Genomic DNA, 18,887 nt, shown 5'->3' with positions numbered 1-18,887 from the left:
AATTCGCCCGCCGTCCGGACGAACTGGTCGTAGCGGCGCTGGCCCAGGCGCTGCGTCTCGGCATCGAAGGCGGGATGATGCGCGGTCAGTGTCAGTTGGTGCCGCACGAACAGGCCGAGCACTTCGGTCAGGTAATCGAGCCGTTGCTCGAGCCGCTCGACGGCCCGCACCTGCCGGGAAAGCGCCTTGCCGAATTGCGCGCCGGTCTGTTCATCTTCGGCTCGCTCAAACCATGCGCCGAGCGCCTCGCTCAGGATCGTCGTCTTCGACGCCCCTGGCTCTGCAGCCATGGCATCGAGCCGCGCCGAGAGATGGCAGGGCAGGTAGAACTGGTGGCGGGTCTTGCGCGTTTGCATGACAGCGATGATGCGCAGTCCCTAAGCTTGGAAACAGACCCTCTCCGGTATCCCACGGGTGCTTTGACGGCTCAGCCGATCTGCGGCCCCGAACGTTGCCGCCCAAAGGTCCAGTCAATGCTGCCGCCGCGCTCGATGGTCCCGGTAACCTGGCGGCCCAGTTGCTTCTCCAGTACCGGCCGCCACGGGACCAGCGTGAACTCGCGTGATTTGGCGATCACGGCGAACTTTTCGCCGCCTATGGCAATGGCGCGCTGGTAGGTGCCCTCTACATGGTTGCCCCGCACGGGCGTGAACTCCAGCCCAAGCTCCTGCGCGAGCTGGGCACCGACCCGGTTCAGTTCGCGCTGGCGGAGCGTCGCCAGCAAATTGGCGCGATAGCGGATCGTATCCCCCTCCTGCACCGCCAGGCCCTCTTCCATCAGCCATTGCCGCCGCTGCTGCAGCGACTGGCCGATCGTGGCGCCGATGCGCCCCTGCAGCCGCTCCGGGTTGGTCGCGACGCATTGGCGGTCAAGCCAGGTCTCGCCATCGTGATGGACCAGCTGCTCGAGCGGCCGGTCGGCCAGCACCGCGATGGTGACCGGGCGCCGGAGCGCTTGCCGCTCTTCATGGCGCAGCGCTTCGCTGAGGTAATCTGGGCCGACCGTCCATGTGCCATTGGGCTCGCGCTGCACGGCCGCGCCATCGCGGCGCAGGGCTTCGAGACGGCGCACGTGGGCCTGGGCAAAGCGATCGGTAGCGGAAGGGTCATGCGCCAGATGAAGGTCCACGCTGTAACGCCCACCGTTCACGCCGGCGACTTCAGCGATGACCCTGTCGGCTGTCCGCACCTCCACCGGTGTCGGAGATACCCTCGGCAACGGCATTGTCGTGGCAGTTGCCGCGTCGGCTCATTGAGTGCTCAAGATTGTGAACCCTTACGAAAGCGGTCCAGTCCATGCTGGTGAACTGCGAGCCCTAGTCCGAATGGATCAGCACCCGGCGCTTGGGCTTGCGGCGCCAAACCGCCATGTGCAGCGCCTGCAGGACTACATCGGTCGTCTGGCGGCTTTATATCGACCACCCCACGACACGGCGCGAGAAGAGATCGAGCACGACAGCCAGATAGGCAAAGCCTTTGAGGGTGCGGATGTAGGTGATGTCTGTCACCCACGGCCGGTCAGGTGCAGCGACATCGAACTGGCGGGCTAAGGTGTTGTCGACCACCAGCGACGGCTTGCCGCCATAGTTGCCAAGCCGCCGCTTATAGCCGATCTGCGCCTGATCCCGGCCAGCCTGGTCAACCGCGCAACACGGTTCGGGCAGCAGGGCTCGCCCTGATCCACTAGGTCGTCGTGCAACTTGCGGTAGCCATGGACTTTGCCGCTGTCGTTCCAGGCTCGCCGGATCAATTTCGTCTGCCGAACATCTTACCGAGCCCGTTGGCTCAGCGGGTTCTTCTGCCAGGCATGGAATCCGCTGGGCTGCACGGCAAGGAAGCGGCAGATTGCTCGCACGCCAAAACGATCGCGATGCTCGGCAATGAAGGCAAATCTAACTTTGCATCTCGAGCGAAATAAGCGGCGGCTTTTTTAGGATGTCGCGCTCCACCGTCACCCGGGCAAGCTCGCGCTTCTACTGGCGGATCTCGGCATCCTTGCTGGCATCATCCGACACGTGCCGGCCCAGTTGACGCTTCCACGCACACAGCGAATGCTGACTGACACCGAGCCGCTGCGAGACCTCCACTACCGGATGCCCGCGCTCGTGATCTGGGCCACCGCATCACGCTTGAACTCGTCATTGAAATTGAGCTTCCCCATCGTCGCCTCCTGTCTTCAATGTTATGATCGAAGCCGTCCAGAAATCTCGGGGCTACTCATTGCGACGCCATGCAGTCTGCATTGAATAATCTACCATTTCACCGCGTTCAACCTAAGTGACCCGTTCCGTCCATTCCGAAGCCTCGGCATCGTGGGAATAGACAGGCATTGCAGCGGCGGGATGCGAGGCGCGTTGCCATACGGCGCCCGCTTCGGGTTGCGGCGTGCCACGGCCCAGCGCACTTTAAGGTTGCAACGCAGCACGCATTCGGCCACTGCCATGCTGTCGAGAAGAGAGCAGACCGATTGGTAGCACGGTCGCCCCATCGGGTTTCTCATCGCCCACGACATCACCATGCCGTGCCATTCGATGGCAGGGCAGCTGATGTGCTGGGCGAAGTGTCGGCATCCGATGCATTGGCAATGTGCGCATTTGCGTTCGGCGCCAGCAACGGTGCAATGCTCCCGACATGATTGCCCTGCGCATCGATCAACACGATGCAAGGGATAGCACAATGAAAGTGATCATAGCCGGCGCCGGAATTGGCGGCCTCTGCCTGGCCCAGGGCCTGAAGCGCGCAGGGATCGAGATTGCGCTTTATGAGCGCGATGCCGGCCCGCAGCAGCGGAAGCAGGGATATCGCCTGCATCTTGACGGCGACGGTATAACCGCGTTGCGCGCCTGCCTCGATGCCGCCAGCTTTACGCTGCTGGAAGCCACGTCAATGGCGCCCCTGCCCTATACCACTATCCTCGATACCGGGTTTGCCATCCAGCGGCGGTTCAAGGCTGATGACTACGGCAAGACGGAGCACCACCGGACGGCCGGGATCGCAACACACTGGAATGTCAATCGCGCCACCTTGCGGGAGATTCTCCTTCATGGCTTGGCCGAATGCTGCAATTGGGGGCGGCGGGTAACCGGTTATGCGGAAGACGGCCACGGCGTGACCGTGACATTTGCCGACGGCAGCAGCGATCGCGGAGACGTGCTGGTTGGTGCAGATGGCGCCGGTTCGGCCATTGCACGGCAAAGAGCGCCCCAGGCAGCCATCATGGACACGGGCGTGCGCGCGATTTACGGTCGCGTGCCATGGCGCGCAGCGCAAACCGTGCTGCCCGAACACTGTCTGGCCGATATCTTCACCGCCTGTGCGGATGATCGCAAGTTCATCCTGGGCGTTGGGCCAGTCCGCTATCCCATGCGCCCCGATCGCGCGGCAAGGCAGCTCTTGCCCGATGCAGGTCTGGCTGCACAGGACGATTACGTGGGCTGCATCGTTTCTGGCCGCCAGACACTATTTGGAGAAGATGACGCCCTGCGGGCCATGGACAGTGATGGACTTCAGGCGCTGGCCGGACAGATGCTGGCGGAGTGGCCAGCCATGGCGAGCGCAGTCCCGGCTGCAGGAGAGCCTGGCTCGTTCTTCTTCGTTGAAATGACCAGCAGCGTTCCATTTGCCTTGAACTGCGCAGGGCGCACGACGCTGCTGGGCGATGCGATCCACGTCATGACGCCGAGCCTGGGGCGTGGTGCCAACATTGCCCTGCACGATGCCGCCTTGCTGGTCCGCCATCTGGCATCGGCCAGCAAAGGGCAGGCCACCCTGCAGATGGCGTTGGCCGACTATGAAACCACCATGGCGCGCTATGGCTTTGACGTGGTTCGTGAATCCGCTGCCATGGGGACACGCTTGCTGGGCCAGGCACCACTGCCTTGATCGACTTTCCCGCGCGGCACGAATGCGCATCGTACCGCGCGGGCCCATCCAGGCGATTGTCTGCCTTATCGCTGTTGCGGATGCCCGATGCAGCTGATATCGATATCAGATCGATTTCAAAGCGCAGATGGGCAACACGACAATCATGAGAATACTTCGCGTCCATGGCCGCTGGGCCTGGCTGGCCAGCGCAGCACTCTTTGCATCCATGGCGCCTCAAGCAATTGGTCGCGCGCCTGCGGACAATGTGCTGCGCACGTATCAAGTACCTCAGGAATTGCTGTATAAGGTTCACAACGACGATTTTACTGTCCGTGTCCGCCAACCCGGCGGGGCATGGCATGACCTCTACGAATACGCGATCCAGGTTGACACGGATACCAAGCAGAACGCCTCGATGGTCTATTTCGATTTTTCCGGTTCGGTGGAAATCGAAATTGCCAAGAACAATGGTCGTTTCGCGACGGTTGCGGTAGCGCCCTTGTCCAGCAAGCTGCGACCCGCGCGCCGGGGCGATGTGGTGCGGCTCACGCTGACTCGGCCAGAACGATTTTCGCTGCAATTCGACGACGATCGTTTGCACAATCTGCATATTATCGCCGGCTCGTTGCCGCCGCTGCGCCCCAGCGGCGCGGGTGTTCGCTATTTTGGCCCGGGCCTGCATAGGCCGGACAACGGCGCAGCAGCCTTTGCCGTGCATTCGGGAGAGCAGATTTACCTTGATGGGGGCGCCGTGCTGCAGGGCGCCTTCGACCTTCGCGGTGCGCATGACGTAACCATTGCCGGACGCGGCCTGTTGTGGGATCCGGGCCAGGCGATCGAGTTGGATGGCAGTGCGCGGGTTACCATCGCCGACCTCATCATGGTCAACAGCGATCGCCGCGATGCAGCAAGGATCATGAACATTCGCAACGCCCACGATGTGACCGTGCGCGATCTGACCGGCTTCACATCGGGCAAATGGTCAGACGGCATCAACATCTCCACGGCGCAGCACGTGCGCATCGACGGTGGATATCTTCGCGTGTCGGATGACGCCGTAGTGGTCTACGCGGTCGCCGATTGCCCGCTGTGCCGCCAGCGCGAGGCGCAGACCGGGATCAAAGACCCGATGCCGCCAGGGGATACGACCGATATCTCGGTTCGCAACTTGCGCATCTGGAACGATGTGGCCCATTCCCTGTTCGTTGGCCATTTTGGTGACACCGGAACCCCGCGCACGATTGCCGATGTGCGTTTCGAAAACATCGACATCATGAACATGGATGAAGACGATCCTGACTGGGATGGCGCGATGGCGATCTTCTCGGGGGATGGCACGCTCGTGCGCAATGTGACGTTCAGCGACATCCGCGTCGACCGGATCGAAGAAGGGCGGCTTTTCAATATCGTGGCGGGGCGCAATGCTCGCTACAACACCCTGCCGGGCCGTGGCATCGATGGCGTCACGCTGCGCAACATCCGCTTCACCGGCAAGGGCCTCACGCGCCCGGCGCTGATCCACGGGCTGGGCGAGGCAACAGCAGTGCGGCATGTGCTGATCGACCACGTCACGATTGCAGGCCAACGCATATTGGCCGCGCGACCGGGGCAGATCGATATCGGCCCGTTCGTCAGCGATGTCACCTTTCGCTAGAGCATTTTCGAGGCAGGTGGAACCACCTTCCGACTTGGAAAATGCGACAAATCAAAAGGCTAGAGCGTGGGCAGCCTTCACCGGCAGGTCTGTCATTCTCATCAATCGCTCGCACCTTCCCCTTAAGGGACAGGTCTGAAGTCGGGATCGAAGAAGACCACGGTTGAAAGCGGCGCCATCGTCAGCACTGTTCCGGCCGTGATCTGCTTGCCGGAAACCAGCTCGCTGCCCGCATGGGGCGGCACGGTGAAATCGAAGGTCTTGGTTTCACTGGCGTTCACTGCAATGGTATAACCGGCAAACGCCATCACGTGATTTTCACCGCGCCCGGCATAGATGCTGTCCTCACCGGGCGTCAGCACGATCCCGGCCGGGGGTTGCGCCAGGGGAAGACGCTCACCCGCCTCCGCCAGATCAAGGCCGTAGTCGGCGTTGAATGATCCGCTCTTGAGCAAAACCACTTTGTTGGGACGGACCCAGAACTGCCCGCTCGGCGTAAATCCGGTGCGGACCGGGACGGTGGCGATGTGGTTGCCGCGCGGCCCGCTCATCCATACCCGGCCAAGCTGGCTGATACCCCGGTTGGCGCGCCACCAGACAGAGGCATAGAAGCGTTCGTCTCCCCGCTTGATCGCCACAACGCCGTCTTCGGGGTCGGCAAAGGCGAAATCGGGCTGCCCCGCCGTCATCGGCAACCTGGCCGGCTGCGCGGGCATCCCGGCTAGTGTCGTCACGTCGTCGATGATATCGAGCAGGCCATTGGTCTGGCGGAATCCTGGAACGCCCACCGCCGCTTCCAGCATGGGCCACAGTTGGTTGTCGGCCACCATCTGCTGCGCATAGCCGACAAGGCGGGGATCGCCGGTCAGGATCGCGGCCTGGATGGCGCTTGAAACTCCCGCATGGGCTTCCTGCACATAGGCGATTTCGCCCGGCGCCTTGAGATCACGCCAGCCGATATCGGCCATGTTGCGCATCGTGGCAAAGCCCTGGTCATCGGCGGCGGGGTAGCGGAAGAAGCCGCGCGCCGCGACGATCTTGGCCAACTGCTCACGGATCCGCGCGTCGCCCGGCTGCCCGGGGCCAGGCCGGGTGGCGGTGTAGATGGCCGACACCCAGTCACCGACTTCGCCGTAATTGCCAACATAACCCAACTCGCGCGTCAGGCCCTTATGCGTCACCAGGTGATACCCCTTGGCCACGCGATAGGCCTGCGCCTTGGTCCCATCGGGGCCGCCGGCATCATACGTGGAGCCGCCACCAGGCAGGTCGTCGCCTCGCCACGGCTCGATCCCGGTCGCCTCGTAAAGGTAACGGCGGGCCTGCGCTTCGGGCATGGCCTTGGCGGGTGCAACCACGGCAAGCCCGCGATTGGCGAGGTAGATGCCCCAGCAATCGACGATCATCGACTGGTTGGTATAGAACCGGCGATGCGTGCGCAGCCAGTCCCGGCTCGCTTCGAGCATGGTGGCCAGCGCTTCACGGCGCGCGATCGTGGTGCCCGGTTTCCAGGCGATCTGCTGGTCCAGCAGCGGCGCAAACGCCGCCGGATCAGATGCCAGGGCATCGCCAATCATCCCAAATCCGAACCAGTCGGGATTCCAGGTGCTTTTCTCGAACTTCACGAGATCGGGATTGGCGGCATAGGCGGCGGCAAAATCGTCCATGCCCTTGACGATCGCCGCCAGCACACGCGGATCCTTGGCCAGCTTCGACCAGGTCTTGCTGCGGAAATGGGCCAGGAAGGCGATTTCCGGCTGGCCCAGCGGCCTTGGGCTGACAAGCAGCCCCTGTACAGCTGCCTCGATCCGCGTGCGGATGCGCCCAAGCACTTCGGCACCCGGCGCACCGGGGACAATGCGCCCGGCGCCTGGCCGGCGCTGCGGCACAATAACCGCGCCATCGACCGCACCAGCCGTGTCGAGCCAGGGATCGTCGTGTGTATAGACATCGTAAATCCCGCGTGACGGTGCTTCCATCGGGCGCTGGAACTTGGCGAAAGCGTCGGCATAGGAAAAAATTGGCCCGCTCGCCTCGATCATGCAGTCGATCGTGGTCTTGCCGTGGGTTACGGCATCGGGCAGGCGATAGGTGCGATAGAAAAAGGCACCGGGAAACTGCTGGTGCTTCGCCCCGTAATCCAGCTGGTCGTAATCGCTCAGCAGCCGATCTCCCACCTGCTTGCCATCGCAGATCAGGGTCAGGTTGCCTTCCACGACTTCCCCGCCCCAGAGGCGGGCCGTGAAGAAAGTGGGACGCGCCGGATCGACCCGGACGCGAAACGCCACGCCGCCGCCTTTCCATCCGCCTCCGCTCGGCGGCGCGATGCGCAAGGCCGGCTGTCCCAAGCCACCTGGTGCAACGCTGCCGTTGGTGATCCGGATCGCATGCTGCGCCCCCGCCGCCTCGGTCGCCAATGACACGTGATCGAGCGTTCGCGCCTGCGACGCGCCCCCTACCAAGGCCGCCGGCGCAGCCATAAGGCCAGCTACGTATTTTGCCATCGGCCGCATTGCAGTTCTCCTTGCTCGACATGATCAACCAGCCAGGTCAGCCATCGCATTGGCCGCGACGGCGCCGTGCAGCGCCGGGCCAGACACGCGTCACCTTCGCCGGTCAGCGCGCCAGCGGTTTCGCAGATAACGTTATCCGATTTCAAGCACAATTTTCTTGCGTGCATTCAATCCCAATTTCAAGATTTTGTCGAATTTTGCGTCCTCTCTGAATGTTTGCTGACTTGATTGCCGGAATATTTCAGATATCGTTATCAGACAGAAACGATTCGCGACCGCGTGATCTGGCGGTTCGCGCCCCGCCATGGGCTGGCGGGCACAACAGGAGAGGATACGCAATCCATGACACCCAACAGGGATGCCCCGTTTCAGCCGCGCAAGGCAGGCGCACATGTCTTGGGGCTGCTGATGGCTACCGCATCGCTCGGGGCAATGGGTACTGCGCAGGCGCAAAGCACACCGACGGAGCAACCGGCCAAGGCCGCGCGCGATCCGGCACCCGGCATCCGGGGCGAAGACATCATTGTGACCGGTGTGGGCAAGGCAACGGTGGCGCGAAAAGCCAATGTTGCCTATTCTGTGTTGACGGACAAGGATATGTCCAAGTTCACCCCGATCAGCGCCGACGACATGCTGCGCGACATGCCCGGCGTGGTCGTGGAATCCAATGATGGCGTGGCGCGCAACGAAGTGTTCACGCGCGGCATGACGATCGGCACGGGGTCAAACACCTCTGGCTATTTCTGGACTACCATTCTGGAAGACGGGCTGCCGGTGGTGCCGTTCAAGTTCGGCGGTTTCCAGGACGGATATTTCTATCGCGCCGACATTTCCACAAGCCGCGTAGAATCGGTTCGTGGCGGGTCTTCGGCAACAGCGGTGTCCACCTCGGTCGGGGCGACGTTCAACTATATTACCGGTGCGGTCAAACCGGGTGGATCCCTTCAGGCGCGCATCGGCCTGGAAGGAGACGACCTGCACTTGTCGTGGAAGCAGATCGACGGGCAATATGGCTGGACCAACAAGCAGGGCGACATCGGGCTTGGCGTGAGCGGATTTTATCGCACGTCCAATGGCCAGGTAAATCCCGGCTATGACCTCAACCATGGCGGCCAATTCCGCGCGCGCGCCACCAAGAGTTATGCTACCGGCAGCGGATCGGGTATGTTCGTGCTCGGCTTCAAGCATCTTGACGATACCAATGCCGAGTTGACCGCATTTCAACAGCCTACCTACGGCTATGAAAATGCCCAGGAAATTGCTGGATTTGGGCGGGACGCCAATTTGTATATGCTCGGCGGCAAGCAGACCGTGCCGAACTTTTTCAGCCCGGGCACGCACACGCTCGATCCCACCAAGGGCTTTCGCTATCGCCAAGACGCGGTATCGCTCAATTGGAGTCACGCCACCGACAGTGGGTGGAATTTCGCCACGGCGCTGCGCTGGCAGAACAGCACTTATCGCGGTCAGGGCTACAAGACCGACACCCCCGTTTCCCTCACGGCCTCGGCTGCCGAGCGCGAACGCTATGGCATGAACATCAATAATCTGGACCGTACGCCCGGCTATTACGAGTTTCGCGATGGCAATGGCGCATTGATGGCGCGGGTAGCCAACAATGTTGGCGGTTCGCAGTTGGGCATCAATTATCGCACAGGCGCCCCCTGTCCGCTGGTGACGGCAGCCACCTATCAAGCCAACAGTCTGTGCGTGACCTACAACGGCCTGCCCAATCGCGACATCGACGTGCGCGGCGGACAGGTGACCGCAACGACGCCCAATTCCAACGGCACGTATACTTCGGCCACGCTGCCGGTGGGTGCGGCGTCGCAGGATCTGGTGCTGCGCACACGGGTGGAGGACACCTATCGCGCCTCACGCGATATCATGTTCAACTTTACCGTTGCCCACGAAACATCCAAGTTCGCGATCAATGCCGGGGTCTATGTCGCCCATTCGAAGCAGATCAACAACTCTTGGGCCAATGGCCAGGGCCTGGCTGCGTGGGCCGATGGCCAAGTGCGCAACCTGAACGTATCCTACGTCACGCAAAGCGGGCAGACCTACAAGCTGACCGATGCCGGCGGATGGGGTTATTACGGCACTGGACTGTTCGCAACGGTGACCCAGCAGGCGCGCATCACCGAAATCGCGCCGCGCGGCGAACTGCGCTGGTCACCCAATTCGCATTGGGATTTCAATGCCAGCTTCAAGTACGATCATTTCTCCGCAACGACCAACTCGGTCACCTACGACACGCGCAATCCCGGCGCGAGTTCGCTGAGCAATGGGGGCCTCGATGGTGATCCGCTGACCGTCTACGACAATCTTTACGCGGTGGTCACGCCCAGCAAGGTGATTGCCGCACATCGGACCCTTGGCGTGTTCAACTACAGCGCGGCGATCGGCTACAACATCAACCCCAATCACAAGTTCTACATCCGCTATACCGATGGCAAGCAGCCCGCGATGGGAATCGTGCAACGCTACACGACGCAAGCCACGCTGGTCCGACCGCTCGGCCCAACCGCCTACGTCAAAGGCTACGAGATCGCTTACACGTTCAGCACCCGGCGGCTGAGCGGGGCAATCACCTATTTCAAGCAGAACTTTGCGGTCAACGATTACCCCACCGCGATAGACTCCGACAACGTGACGACCTATCTCCTGCCCGAAAACTTCAACACCTACTTCACGCGCGGTGTGGAAGCCTGGGCCCGTTGGCGGGTGACCAAAAAGCTGGAATGGACCCCTTCGGTCACGTTCCTCAACGGACGGACCACGGCCGCCTACAACTGGCTCAACACCGGAGCCAACGGGCTGGGCGCTGCCGACGACGTGCTGCGCATCGATTCCGGCAGCCTGGCCCGCTCGCCCAAATGGACGCTCAGCAACGTCGTTTCCTACAGCCTGGGCAATGTGCGCCTGAATCTGCGGCACCGCTGGATGTCGGAACGCAGGCTCAGCACCAACGCGCTCGATCTACGCACCTTGCCCAAGCAGGACAATCTGGACGCGTCGATCCAATACGAACCGCACAGCGGCACGCGCATCGTGTTCGATGTGCGCAACGTGATGAACAAACAATACGTCTCGGCCTATGATCCGATCTTGGGCACCAATCTGCCGTCCGGCATCCAATCCTATGATGTCACCCAGCAATTGCCCAATTCGCTGTTCCTGCTGCGCCGCAATCCGCCGCGTTCGATGTGGCTGACCGTGCGGCAGGATTTCTGATCAGCCATTGTGTCACCACGGTGGGACGGGGCGCCTTGGCAGGCGCCCCGTCGTCGTGCCTGCCAAGGCATCTTGCCCTGCGAAGGAAATGCCATGCCTGCCAACCATGACATGCAACTTGTCGCGCCATTCAGCCCGATGATCCTGAAAGCGACCATGCCGGCAGCGGCCGTCGCGGCCTTGAACGAGCACGCGCAAGCCATCCTGGCCTGCCCGGCCCAGCGCAAGTCGCGCGACTGGTCGAGCCATCTGGCCGGGGCCGTGCGCCACGAATTGCGCGTGACGGACCTGATCCACGCCACGCCGGTGCTCCGCGATTTCCTCTATGATGTGGCGCGCACCTTTGCTTACCGCTGTGAAAATGCGCTGCTGCATTTCACCGACTATGCCGCGACCGAGAATCTGCGCGACACCCGGCTGCAGGTCGCCATCAAGGAAGGCTGGATCAACGAAATGACGGCGGGCGACTACAACCCGGCGCATTGCCACCAGGGGTGCCATTTCAGCAGCGTCGGCTTCCTCGCGCTGCCTGCCGATTACAACGCGGAATTCGCGGCAGACAAGGCCCGGCAGAATACGGCCGGCTGCCTTCAATTCATCGACAGTCGCAGTGCGCTGGGCGCGCAGAACCTGTTCACGATAAAGCCGGCGATCGGCGACTTTTACCTTTGGCCGTCATGGATGCTTCACTGTGTCTATCCGTTCCGCAGCGCGGGCACACGCCGTTCAGTGGCGATCAACCTGGCGCTGCAAGGGGGCGGGGGAAGCGATCTGCCATAGCAATCCATTTCGTCCGCGCCCGTGCTACGCCTCCCATTGGTCCAGAGGCGCCAAAACGCCGGCACGGCCCGGTCGATCGCCCAGCGGATAGAGCGCAACCTGGATTGCCCGCGTTTCCTGGTCGGCTGCCGTGGTGATCGCCAGAATACGCACGCCTCGATTGGGATTTTCAGCTGCAGAGGACGGCGTCGCGGACAGTTCATGAAAGTCCATGCCTGGTGTCTCGATCACCGCCAGCATGCTTTTGCCATCCTGGGTCAGCACGGCACGGTTACCGGTGATGATGATCGCGGCGCGGGTGAACATAGCCCAGCGCCACGCAGCACCGGGCCGGGCGCCGTCGATCTCGTCACGCACCGTCACGCGCGCCCCACGACGCGCAAAGTCGATCCCGCGTCGCACCGAGCGGGCATGGCCGGGATAGGCGGAAGTAAGGTCAGCGATGGCAAAGCCGCCGTCGGCGCGCTCAGCAAAGCGTGCGATCAGTGCCTTGGCGAACGGGTCCTGTCCGACGCCTTCGGGCATCAGCGTACCATGCCCGGCGGTGGAGACGCGAAAAATGCCATAGCGCTTGCCGCTGCTCGACTTGCCGTCGAAATAGCCAGGTATCTGGTAGCTATCGCCGGCAAGATCCACAGCCCAGCGGACCCCCTGCCCTTCGAGCACAAATGAGCCAAGATCAAGATGCGCGTGGTTGGTGGCGTTGTTACCAGCCTTGAACCCAAGATAGGCGCTGTCCATGCTACTCCAGTCGCCCCTGAAGATCGCCAGTTCGGCATGGCCACAAAACCGGCGGCCATGCTGGGCCAACAGTGGGGTCTTCGTGGCTTGTGGATACCACAGGGCATAAAGCGGAAAGAACCGGTCGAATTCGCCATCGAGGCGCGGCTTTGCAAATGACGCGATCATCTCTGCGCGCGCCAGCGCCGTGACCGCAGCATGGCCGTGGTGCTGGCCAAGCCAGGCGAGTGCTGCCGTGGGCCCCAATTGCTCCTTGCAATCGCCATAGTTGAAGGCCAGCCCAGTGGGGCCCTGTACCCACAGGCGATACATGTCGGTCTGGGCAAAGGCCGCCCCGCTGCCCAATGCAAAGTCGCTGCCCAGTGCTGATTGCAGCATGGCCAGGATCAGGACGTGAAATGTAATGCCGTAGGTCCAGTAGACCGGCCCTTCGGGACCTGCCCCATCGGGCGCAAAGCCGGCCAGCGCCAATGGCACGGAGCGCTGCACGCCAGCCAGGATATCCGCCACCAGCTGCGGCTCATCTTCAGCTACGGCCAGCGCGGCCGCCAGCACGCCACCATTGCACACCTGGTTCCAGTTCCAGTAGAAGCCGGGGAATCCCAGCCATTCGTCACCCGAGCCGCGATAGGCGCGATCGGCCCAGAGCAGAGCCTTTTCCACCAGTGCCATGCGTATCGTGGCGCGGTCTTCGTCCGACAGCGCGGCATGAATCCAGTCATACCCGATCGCCACACCAAAGGCCGTTTCGGCGACATCGAGAAAATGGGTATGGTTCCATTCCGGGAAATGGGCGGCCGAGAGCAGTTCTGTCCGCACCCGTTCTGCAAAGACACGGTCACCGCTCCAACGCCAGGCAAAGGCACAATGCAGCACTTTGCGGATTATGGCGCGCGATCCTCCCAGCATGGAGGGACGGTCGTTCCCCGTCAGGCGATAGGGCACGACCGGCTCTGCGAGGATGGTGCGCGCCTCGGCCATGATCCGGTCGATCAGCTGGCGATAGACCGGATCGTGCGCCGCTTGCTGGCGGCAGGCCTGCATGCGGGTGTCATCCAGCAGCAGGCGGGGATGCGCGGGTTCCAGCGCGGGCAGTACATCATCGAGTCGGGCGGAAGGGTGCCCCGGCTGCGCGTGGCACGGGGTTCCGGCCAGCACCAGGCCGGCCACGCCGCTCCCCAAAAGCGTGCGGCGGTCAAACGGAAAAGAGGTCGTCATCGATAGATCTCGCGCGCTGGAGCGTTCGTTCAAAGCGGTTCGAAGATCAGCGCCTGCCCGCCAGCGGGCACCATCTCCACCGCCAGCCGGGAACGCGCGTCGACCACCTGCGTAGACAGGACAACCGGCGTCGCCCACGGCTCTGCCGCAGCCGGGCCATCGGCGAACCGCCGCAACCGCCAGCGGCCCCCGCCCAGAAAATCAAGGGCGATGGTGCGTGTGCGCGCCTGCTCGTTGGTGATCACGCCAACGAACCAGCGTCCATCATGCGCCTGGCGTGCCACCGCCGCGTGCTCGCCGATCTTGCCACCGAGCGAAACCGTCTGCTTCCACGAAGTGGGGCATTCGTCCAGGAAGGCCAGCTCCGGCCATGGGCGACCGGCATATTTGTCAGGCTTGTCATACCAGTACAGGCTGGTCAGCGGATTGTAGTAGATGGCCGCAAGGGCCATCTGGTGCGCGTTGGTCGCCTTGTTTTTGGGATTGGCATAGCAGATCGTGTAATCGATCGGCCCGGCCAGCGCGCGGGTATAGGCGAGGGTGCAATTGTGCGTGGCCGTGGGAAACTGCTCGTTGCCGCGCACCCCTTCCAGCGCGATATAGTTGGGCAGTGTGCGCTCCAGCCCGGCGGGGCGCAGATTGTCATGCAGGTTGACCATCAGGCGATGCTCGCCACAGGTGCGCAGCAGGTGTTCGATAAAATCGACATCCGATTGGCGACCCTCCCAGACGAAGCCGAACTTGATCCCCGCCACGCCCCAATCGCGATAGGTCTTCACGATGGCATCGAGCTGGCGCATGGCCGGCACGCGATCGACATAGAGAATCATGCCCAGCCTCTTGGCGCGGGCGTGGGCGATCACGCGCTCAATGTCGATGGCGGGGATCGCATGGGTGGCATCGCTCGGATCGGTACCGTCCCCATACCAGTGCGCATCCCACATCACGTAGTCGAGCTTGCGCTGGGCAGCAAAGTCGATCGTGTCGATCCCGGCCTGCGTGGTATAGTCACGGATGCGCATCAGCCGCCCGGGCTTTACCCATGCGGTATCGCCCAGTTCGTTCGGGCTGGCCAGGGTCGGGATCAGATCCTGCCGCTCCACCAGGCGCGCCACCTCGGGCGCCACCACCGCAACCCGCCAAGGCGTGGCAAATGGCACGGGCACCGAAAAACTTTCCTCAGCGGGCGTATCGCCCGGCCCCGACCATCCCGTCGCCCGCCCTGGATAGCGCATCAGGTGCGTGACCACGCCCTGAGCGGTGGAACGGAACATCGTGCGCGGATAGTGCCGCCGATCGGACTCGGTCACGAGCACACCTGCACCATCGGCCATAACCGCGGTCAGCGGAATATCGGCCAGCGCACCGTGATCGCTGCTTGAAGTAAGCTCGGGATGGGGCACGGGGTCGAGCCTGGTTTGCACGGCATGCTGGTACTCGCCCTCGTCCCGGCTGGCATAGACAACGGCATCGGCCGGCAGGCGCACTTCGGTTTCTTCGCCCCGCAGCGCCAATTCCGCTTTCGGCGCAGACAGCAAGCGGATACGCACCGCAGCGCCGCTGTCATAGGCGCGGGCGACCAAGGCAAATCGGATGTCACGCACCGGATCGTGCATTTCGAGCATCAATTCGCTACAGCCCTGGTCATAGCTGGCACGAATGCCGTAGGCCGGATTCCATGCCCCCGTGACCACCTGCCGCAAAAATCGCACCGGGACGGCGCCAGGCCCCAGCCGTCCGCCATCGGCCAACAGCAGTGCCACCGGCGATGGCGCCACGATCACGCGCCCCGCTACGTCGACAGCCCAGGTGGGGCCGGACGCATCGAGGGTTACCGCAAGTTGCCCGTCGGGCGAGACGATGCGCGCCGACGCAGAGTCCATCCGCGCCGCAGCCGGCACAGCGGCTGCAGCGGGCAAAGCCCCGACACCGGCAATGAACCCACGACGGGTAGCACCGGTCATTGCGCCACGCCTGCGCCACACGCTGTCGCCAGTTTTGTGCAGAGGCTGTGGCGCCGGGTTGCTTTCATCGTCATTCTCTCCAACATGCTGCATTGTCGCGCTTTCAGTTATCGATATCAATTATAGCACCGGTCAGCAATCTCTTTTTCGGCCACTATGCTTGGTCATGCAGGGAACAGTTGACTGTTATCGTAATCTATAACAAGACCTGAACACTGCCGGCAGGCGGTACGGATCGCGCCGCATGCAGTTCCGGGGGACGACAGCACATAGAGGAATCAGCCTTGACCAAACGCTCTGATACCCAGACCGATACTTCCGCAGGTGTTCCCGGCCGCCGCAATGCCGTGACGGTGCACGATGTTGCGCGGGTGGCAGGCGTTTCTTCGATGACCGTGTCACGCGTCGTGAACGGGACGAAAGTGCGCGAGGAACTGCGGGCCAAGGTCGAAGCTGCGATCCAGGAACTCAACTATGTGCCCAATCTGGCGGCGCGCGCGGCGCGATCCGGGGCGTTCCGCATCGGCGTGCTGTTCAGCAATCCCCAGTCGTCCAACCTTGGCAGTTTCCTGATGGGCGCATTTGGCCAAAGCGGGCGCGATGGCAGCCAACTGGATATCGAGCCAATCGCCGGTCACGACGATCCGATCGATGCCGTGCGCGTGCTGTTGGGGCGCGGCGTCGACGGCATGATCCTGCCCCCGCCGCTGTGTGACTCGCTCGAGGCGCTGGATCTGCTCTGGCAAGCCAAGGTGGCGGCAGTCAGCTTCGCCACCGCCGATCCCCGCTCGCATTCCTCGGCCGTGCTGATCGACGATTTCGAGGGCGCACGCGCCCTTACCAATCATCTGATCGAACTGGGCCATCGCGACATTGCCTTCATTCGCGGCAATCCGCGCCACTCGCCGGCAATGCGCCGCGAGGAAGGATTCCGTGCGGCCATGGCGCAGGCCGGCCTGCCGATCCGCCCGGGCTGGCTGCGCGAAGGGGATTTCACCTATCGTTCCGGGCTCGATGCCGGCCAGGCCCTGCTCGAGTGCCCACCCGAAGAGCGCCCGACGGCGATCTTTGCCAGCAACGACGATATGGCTGCCGCCGTTACTGCCATGGCGCTGGGCCAGGGAATCCGTGTTCCCGCCGAACTGAGCGTGGCGGGTTTCGACGACACGCCGATTGCATCGCTGCTGTGGCCGCAATTGACCACCGTGCATCAGCCCATCGCAGACATGGCCGCCATGGCAGTGGAGATCGTGGCCGATACGCTACGCCAGCGCCGCAACGCGGGAAGCGACGATTCGGCGGTGCGCCATCATGTCGCTCCGTTTGAACTCAAGGTGCGTGGATCGTCTGGGCCGGCGCCACGATGATCGGGGGAATGAGCGCTGGCCGCGCGACCGTCCTGGCCGCGTTGCTGCTCAGCGGGACGATGATACCGGCCCTCGCCGCTACCGCGCCGCAGGCCTATCCGGTGCCGGGCGGAATGCACCACAATGACGATTTCACCGTGCGCGTCCGCAGCCCTGGCGGAGATTGGGTGGACCTTTTCGAGCACGACGTGATCGTCGATCTCGACGCACCGCAGCACGCCAGCATGGTGCAATTCGACATGGATGGCCCGGTCGAAGTGGAAGTGCGGCGCGACAATGGCGATGTGCGCAAACTGGTCGCACGACCGACGCGCGCGGGCGTGGTTCCGGTGGTGGCGGGCAATGTCGCCCGTTTCACGCTGACGCGGCCCGCCAAACTGTCGATCGAATTCGACGGTGATCGCCTGCACAACCTCCACCTGTTCGCCAATCCGGCCGGCCCGGCACCGACCGTCCCCGCCGGGCGCAACGTGGTGCGCTTTGCGCCGGGAATTCATGTTCCACCCGATCAGCCCGGGTCGGTGTTCGCTTTCCCGTCACACACCACGGTGCTGCTGGAGCCGGGTGCCGTGTTGCGCGGCAAGATCGCGCTCGATCGCGTCACCGATGTGCAGATCCTGGGGCACGGCATCATCGACCAGCCCGAGCGCGGGTTTGAAATAACCAATTCCAGCGACATCACGATCGATGGACCGACCGTGATCAACCCCAGGCACTATACGGTTTTTTGCGGCCAGTCCGACCACATCGTGATCCATGATCTGAACACGTTCAGCGCCGCGCCCTGGTCCGACGGGATCGACATGATGAGCTGCACCGACGTGCGCGTGAACAATGTCTTTCTGCGCACGTCCGACGATTCCGTGGCGATCTATGGCCACCGCTGGAATTTTGCAGGCGACGCGCGCAACATCACGGTGAGTGACGCGGTTCTCTGGGCCGACGTGGCCCACCCCATCAACATCGGGCTGCACGGCGGTGGTGAAGCGGCGCCCGAGACAATCGAGAACATCGCGTTCCGACGCATCGACGTGCTGGAGCATGACGAAGATGACCCGGAATACCAAGGGGTCATGGCGATCAGCGACGGCGACGCCAATGTGGTGCGTCATGTCTCCTTCGACGATATCGCGGTCGAGCATGTGCAGGAAGGTTCGCTGCTCAACTTCCGGGTGCTGTTCAACCAGAAATATAGCCTGGCACCGGGGCGAGGCATCAGCGATATCACCGTCCGCAATGTCCGGGTCAGCAACGCCGCCAGTCTTTCGCCTTCGCAGATTGCCGGCTTTGACGCCGCCCGTTCCGTTCGCGGCGTGACGATCAGCGGCCTCACCCTGGATGGCCGCGCGATCACATCACCGGCACAGGCCGATATTCGCGTTGGTCGGTTCGCGGATGGCGTGGTGGTAGTCCCCCACCCTCGCCGAGAAACATCGCACTAGCGCCGCACATCGCCACCGCTGGCGGAGAATGCATCGAGTTCGGCGCGCGGGATCGTGCACATGTCGCCGGGCTGGCTGTGCTTGAGCGCGGTATAGGCCAGGCCCGC

The 18,887-nt window shown here is 62.9% G+C and carries 11 protein-coding genes and 2 pseudogenes; 6 read left to right on the top strand and 7 right to left on the bottom strand.

Annotated features, from left to right (window positions below; genetic code table 11):
• The 3 genes and pseudogenes from FHW94_RS22845 to FHW94_RS22835 form a co-directional block, all read right to left on the bottom strand.
• A partial coding sequence (locus FHW94_RS22845) for a CopG family transcriptional regulator (RefSeq protein ID WP_168558136.1) occupies positions 1 to 356 on the bottom strand: 356 nt, incomplete at its 3' end.
• A 71-nt stretch (positions 357 to 427) separates the two neighbouring features.
• Complete coding sequence (locus FHW94_RS22840) at positions 428 to 1,225, bottom strand: DUF3363 domain-containing protein (protein WP_246866375.1); 798 nt, start codon at positions 1,223 to 1,225, stop codon at positions 428 to 430.
• Positions 1,212 to 2,161 (bottom strand): annotated as a pseudogene (locus FHW94_RS22835) (IS3 family transposase); the annotation flags it as partial. The pseudogene FHW94_RS22835 and the gene FHW94_RS22840, both read right to left, overlap by 14 nt.
• Positions 2,162 to 2,676: 515 nt before the next feature.
• Here FHW94_RS22835 and FHW94_RS22830 point away from each other — a divergent pair.
• Both FHW94_RS22830 and FHW94_RS22825 read left to right on the top strand, forming a co-directional pair.
• The gene (locus FHW94_RS22830; RefSeq protein WP_210425832.1) at positions 2,677 to 3,882 is read left to right on the top strand and encodes an NAD(P)/FAD-dependent oxidoreductase; all 1,206 of its coding nucleotides are present in this window, start codon (positions 2,677 to 2,679) and stop codon (positions 3,880 to 3,882) included.
• 127 nt (positions 3,883 to 4,009) lie between these two features.
• The gene (locus FHW94_RS22825; protein ID WP_168558133.1) at positions 4,010 to 5,518 is read left to right on the top strand and encodes a hypothetical protein; all 1,509 of its coding nucleotides are present in this window, start codon (positions 4,010 to 4,012) and stop codon (positions 5,516 to 5,518) included.
• Between the two features lie 122 nt (positions 5,519 to 5,640).
• Here the strand turns inward: FHW94_RS22825 and FHW94_RS22820 are convergent, their stop codons facing one another.
• Positions 5,641 to 8,031, bottom strand: a complete 2,391-nt coding sequence (locus FHW94_RS22820; RefSeq protein ID WP_168558132.1) for a hypothetical protein — start codon at positions 8,029 to 8,031, stop codon at positions 5,641 to 5,643.
• Positions 8,032 to 8,373: 342 nt separating this feature from the next.
• Here FHW94_RS22820 and FHW94_RS22815 point away from each other — a divergent pair, with 342 nt between their 5' ends.
• Together FHW94_RS22815 and FHW94_RS22810 are read left to right on the top strand one after the other, a co-directional pair.
• The gene (locus FHW94_RS22815; RefSeq protein ID WP_168558131.1) at positions 8,374 to 11,268 is read left to right on the top strand and encodes a TonB-dependent receptor; all 2,895 of its coding nucleotides are present in this window, start codon (positions 8,374 to 8,376) and stop codon (positions 11,266 to 11,268) included.
• A 93-nt stretch (positions 11,269 to 11,361) separates the two neighbouring features.
• A complete protein-coding gene (locus tag FHW94_RS22810) occupies positions 11,362 to 12,048 on the top strand; it encodes a putative 2OG-Fe(II) oxygenase (protein WP_168558130.1) in 687 nt (228 codons plus the stop codon).
• 24 nt (positions 12,049 to 12,072) lie between these two features.
• Here the strand turns inward: FHW94_RS22810 and FHW94_RS22805 are convergent, their stop codons facing one another.
• Together FHW94_RS22805 and FHW94_RS22800 are read right to left on the bottom strand one after the other, a co-directional pair.
• Positions 12,073 to 14,007 carry a heparinase II/III family protein gene (locus tag FHW94_RS22805; RefSeq protein WP_168558129.1) on the bottom strand — a complete coding sequence of 645 codons (1,935 nt, stop codon included), beginning with the start codon at positions 14,005 to 14,007 and terminating at the stop codon, positions 12,073 to 12,075.
• 29 nt (positions 14,008 to 14,036) lie between these two features.
• Positions 14,037 to 15,971, bottom strand: coding sequence for a glycoside hydrolase family 97 protein (locus FHW94_RS22800; protein WP_168558128.1), 1,935 nt, complete (start codon positions 15,969 to 15,971; stop codon positions 14,037 to 14,039).
• Positions 15,972 to 16,255: 284 nt separating this feature from the next.
• On the opposite strand from FHW94_RS22800, the gene FHW94_RS22795 reads away from it, so the two are divergent.
• Together FHW94_RS22795 and FHW94_RS22790 are read left to right on the top strand one after the other, a co-directional pair.
• Complete coding sequence (locus FHW94_RS22795; RefSeq protein ID WP_210425831.1) at positions 16,256 to 17,338, top strand: LacI family DNA-binding transcriptional regulator; 1,083 nt, start codon at positions 16,256 to 16,258, stop codon at positions 17,336 to 17,338.
• A gap of 8 nt (positions 17,339 to 17,346) precedes the next feature.
• The gene (locus tag FHW94_RS22790; RefSeq protein WP_210425830.1) at positions 17,347 to 18,780 is read left to right on the top strand and encodes a glycosyl hydrolase family 28 protein; all 1,434 of its coding nucleotides are present in this window, start codon (positions 17,347 to 17,349) and stop codon (positions 18,778 to 18,780) included.
• Here FHW94_RS22790 and FHW94_RS23535 read toward each other — a convergent pair.
• Positions 18,777 to 18,887: pseudogene (locus FHW94_RS23535) on the bottom strand (sugar kinase); the annotation flags it as partial. The gene FHW94_RS22790 and the pseudogene FHW94_RS23535 overlap by 4 nt on opposite strands.

Origin of the sequence: Novosphingobium sp. SG720, from assembly GCF_012275365.1 — a bacterium.
Taxonomy (GTDB): Bacteria; Pseudomonadota; Alphaproteobacteria; order Sphingomonadales; family Sphingomonadaceae; genus Novosphingobium; species Novosphingobium rhizosphaerae.
This window is presented reverse-complemented; position numbering and strand designations above follow the sequence as displayed.

Bases quoted from the DNA above. Each gene is read 5' to 3' on its own strand.
- FHW94_RS22830 (WP_210425832.1), top strand. From the start codon at position 2,677: ATGAAAGTGATCATAGCCGGCGCCGGAATTGGCGGCCTCTGCCTGGCC.
- FHW94_RS22820 (WP_168558132.1), bottom strand. From the start codon at position 8,031: ATGCGGCCGATGGCAAAATACGTAGCTGGCCTTATGGCTGCGCCGGCG.
- FHW94_RS22840 (WP_246866375.1), bottom strand. From the start codon at position 1,225: ATGCCGTTGCCGAGGGTATCTCCGACACCGGTGGAGGTGCGGACAGCC.
- FHW94_RS22790 (WP_210425830.1), top strand. From the start codon at position 17,347: ATGAGCGCTGGCCGCGCGACCGTCCTGGCCGCGTTGCTGCTCAGCGGG.
- FHW94_RS22800 (WP_168558128.1), bottom strand. From the start codon at position 15,971: ATGACCGGTGCTACCCGTCGTGGGTTCATTGCCGGTGTCGGGGCTTTG.
- FHW94_RS22810 (WP_168558130.1), top strand. From the start codon at position 11,362: ATGCCTGCCAACCATGACATGCAACTTGTCGCGCCATTCAGCCCGATG.
- FHW94_RS22825 (WP_168558133.1), top strand. From the start codon at position 4,010: ATGGGCAACACGACAATCATGAGAATACTTCGCGTCCATGGCCGCTGG.
- FHW94_RS22815 (WP_168558131.1), top strand. From the start codon at position 8,374: ATGACACCCAACAGGGATGCCCCGTTTCAGCCGCGCAAGGCAGGCGCA.
- FHW94_RS22805 (WP_168558129.1), bottom strand. From the start codon at position 14,007: ATGACGACCTCTTTTCCGTTTGACCGCCGCACGCTTTTGGGGAGCGGC.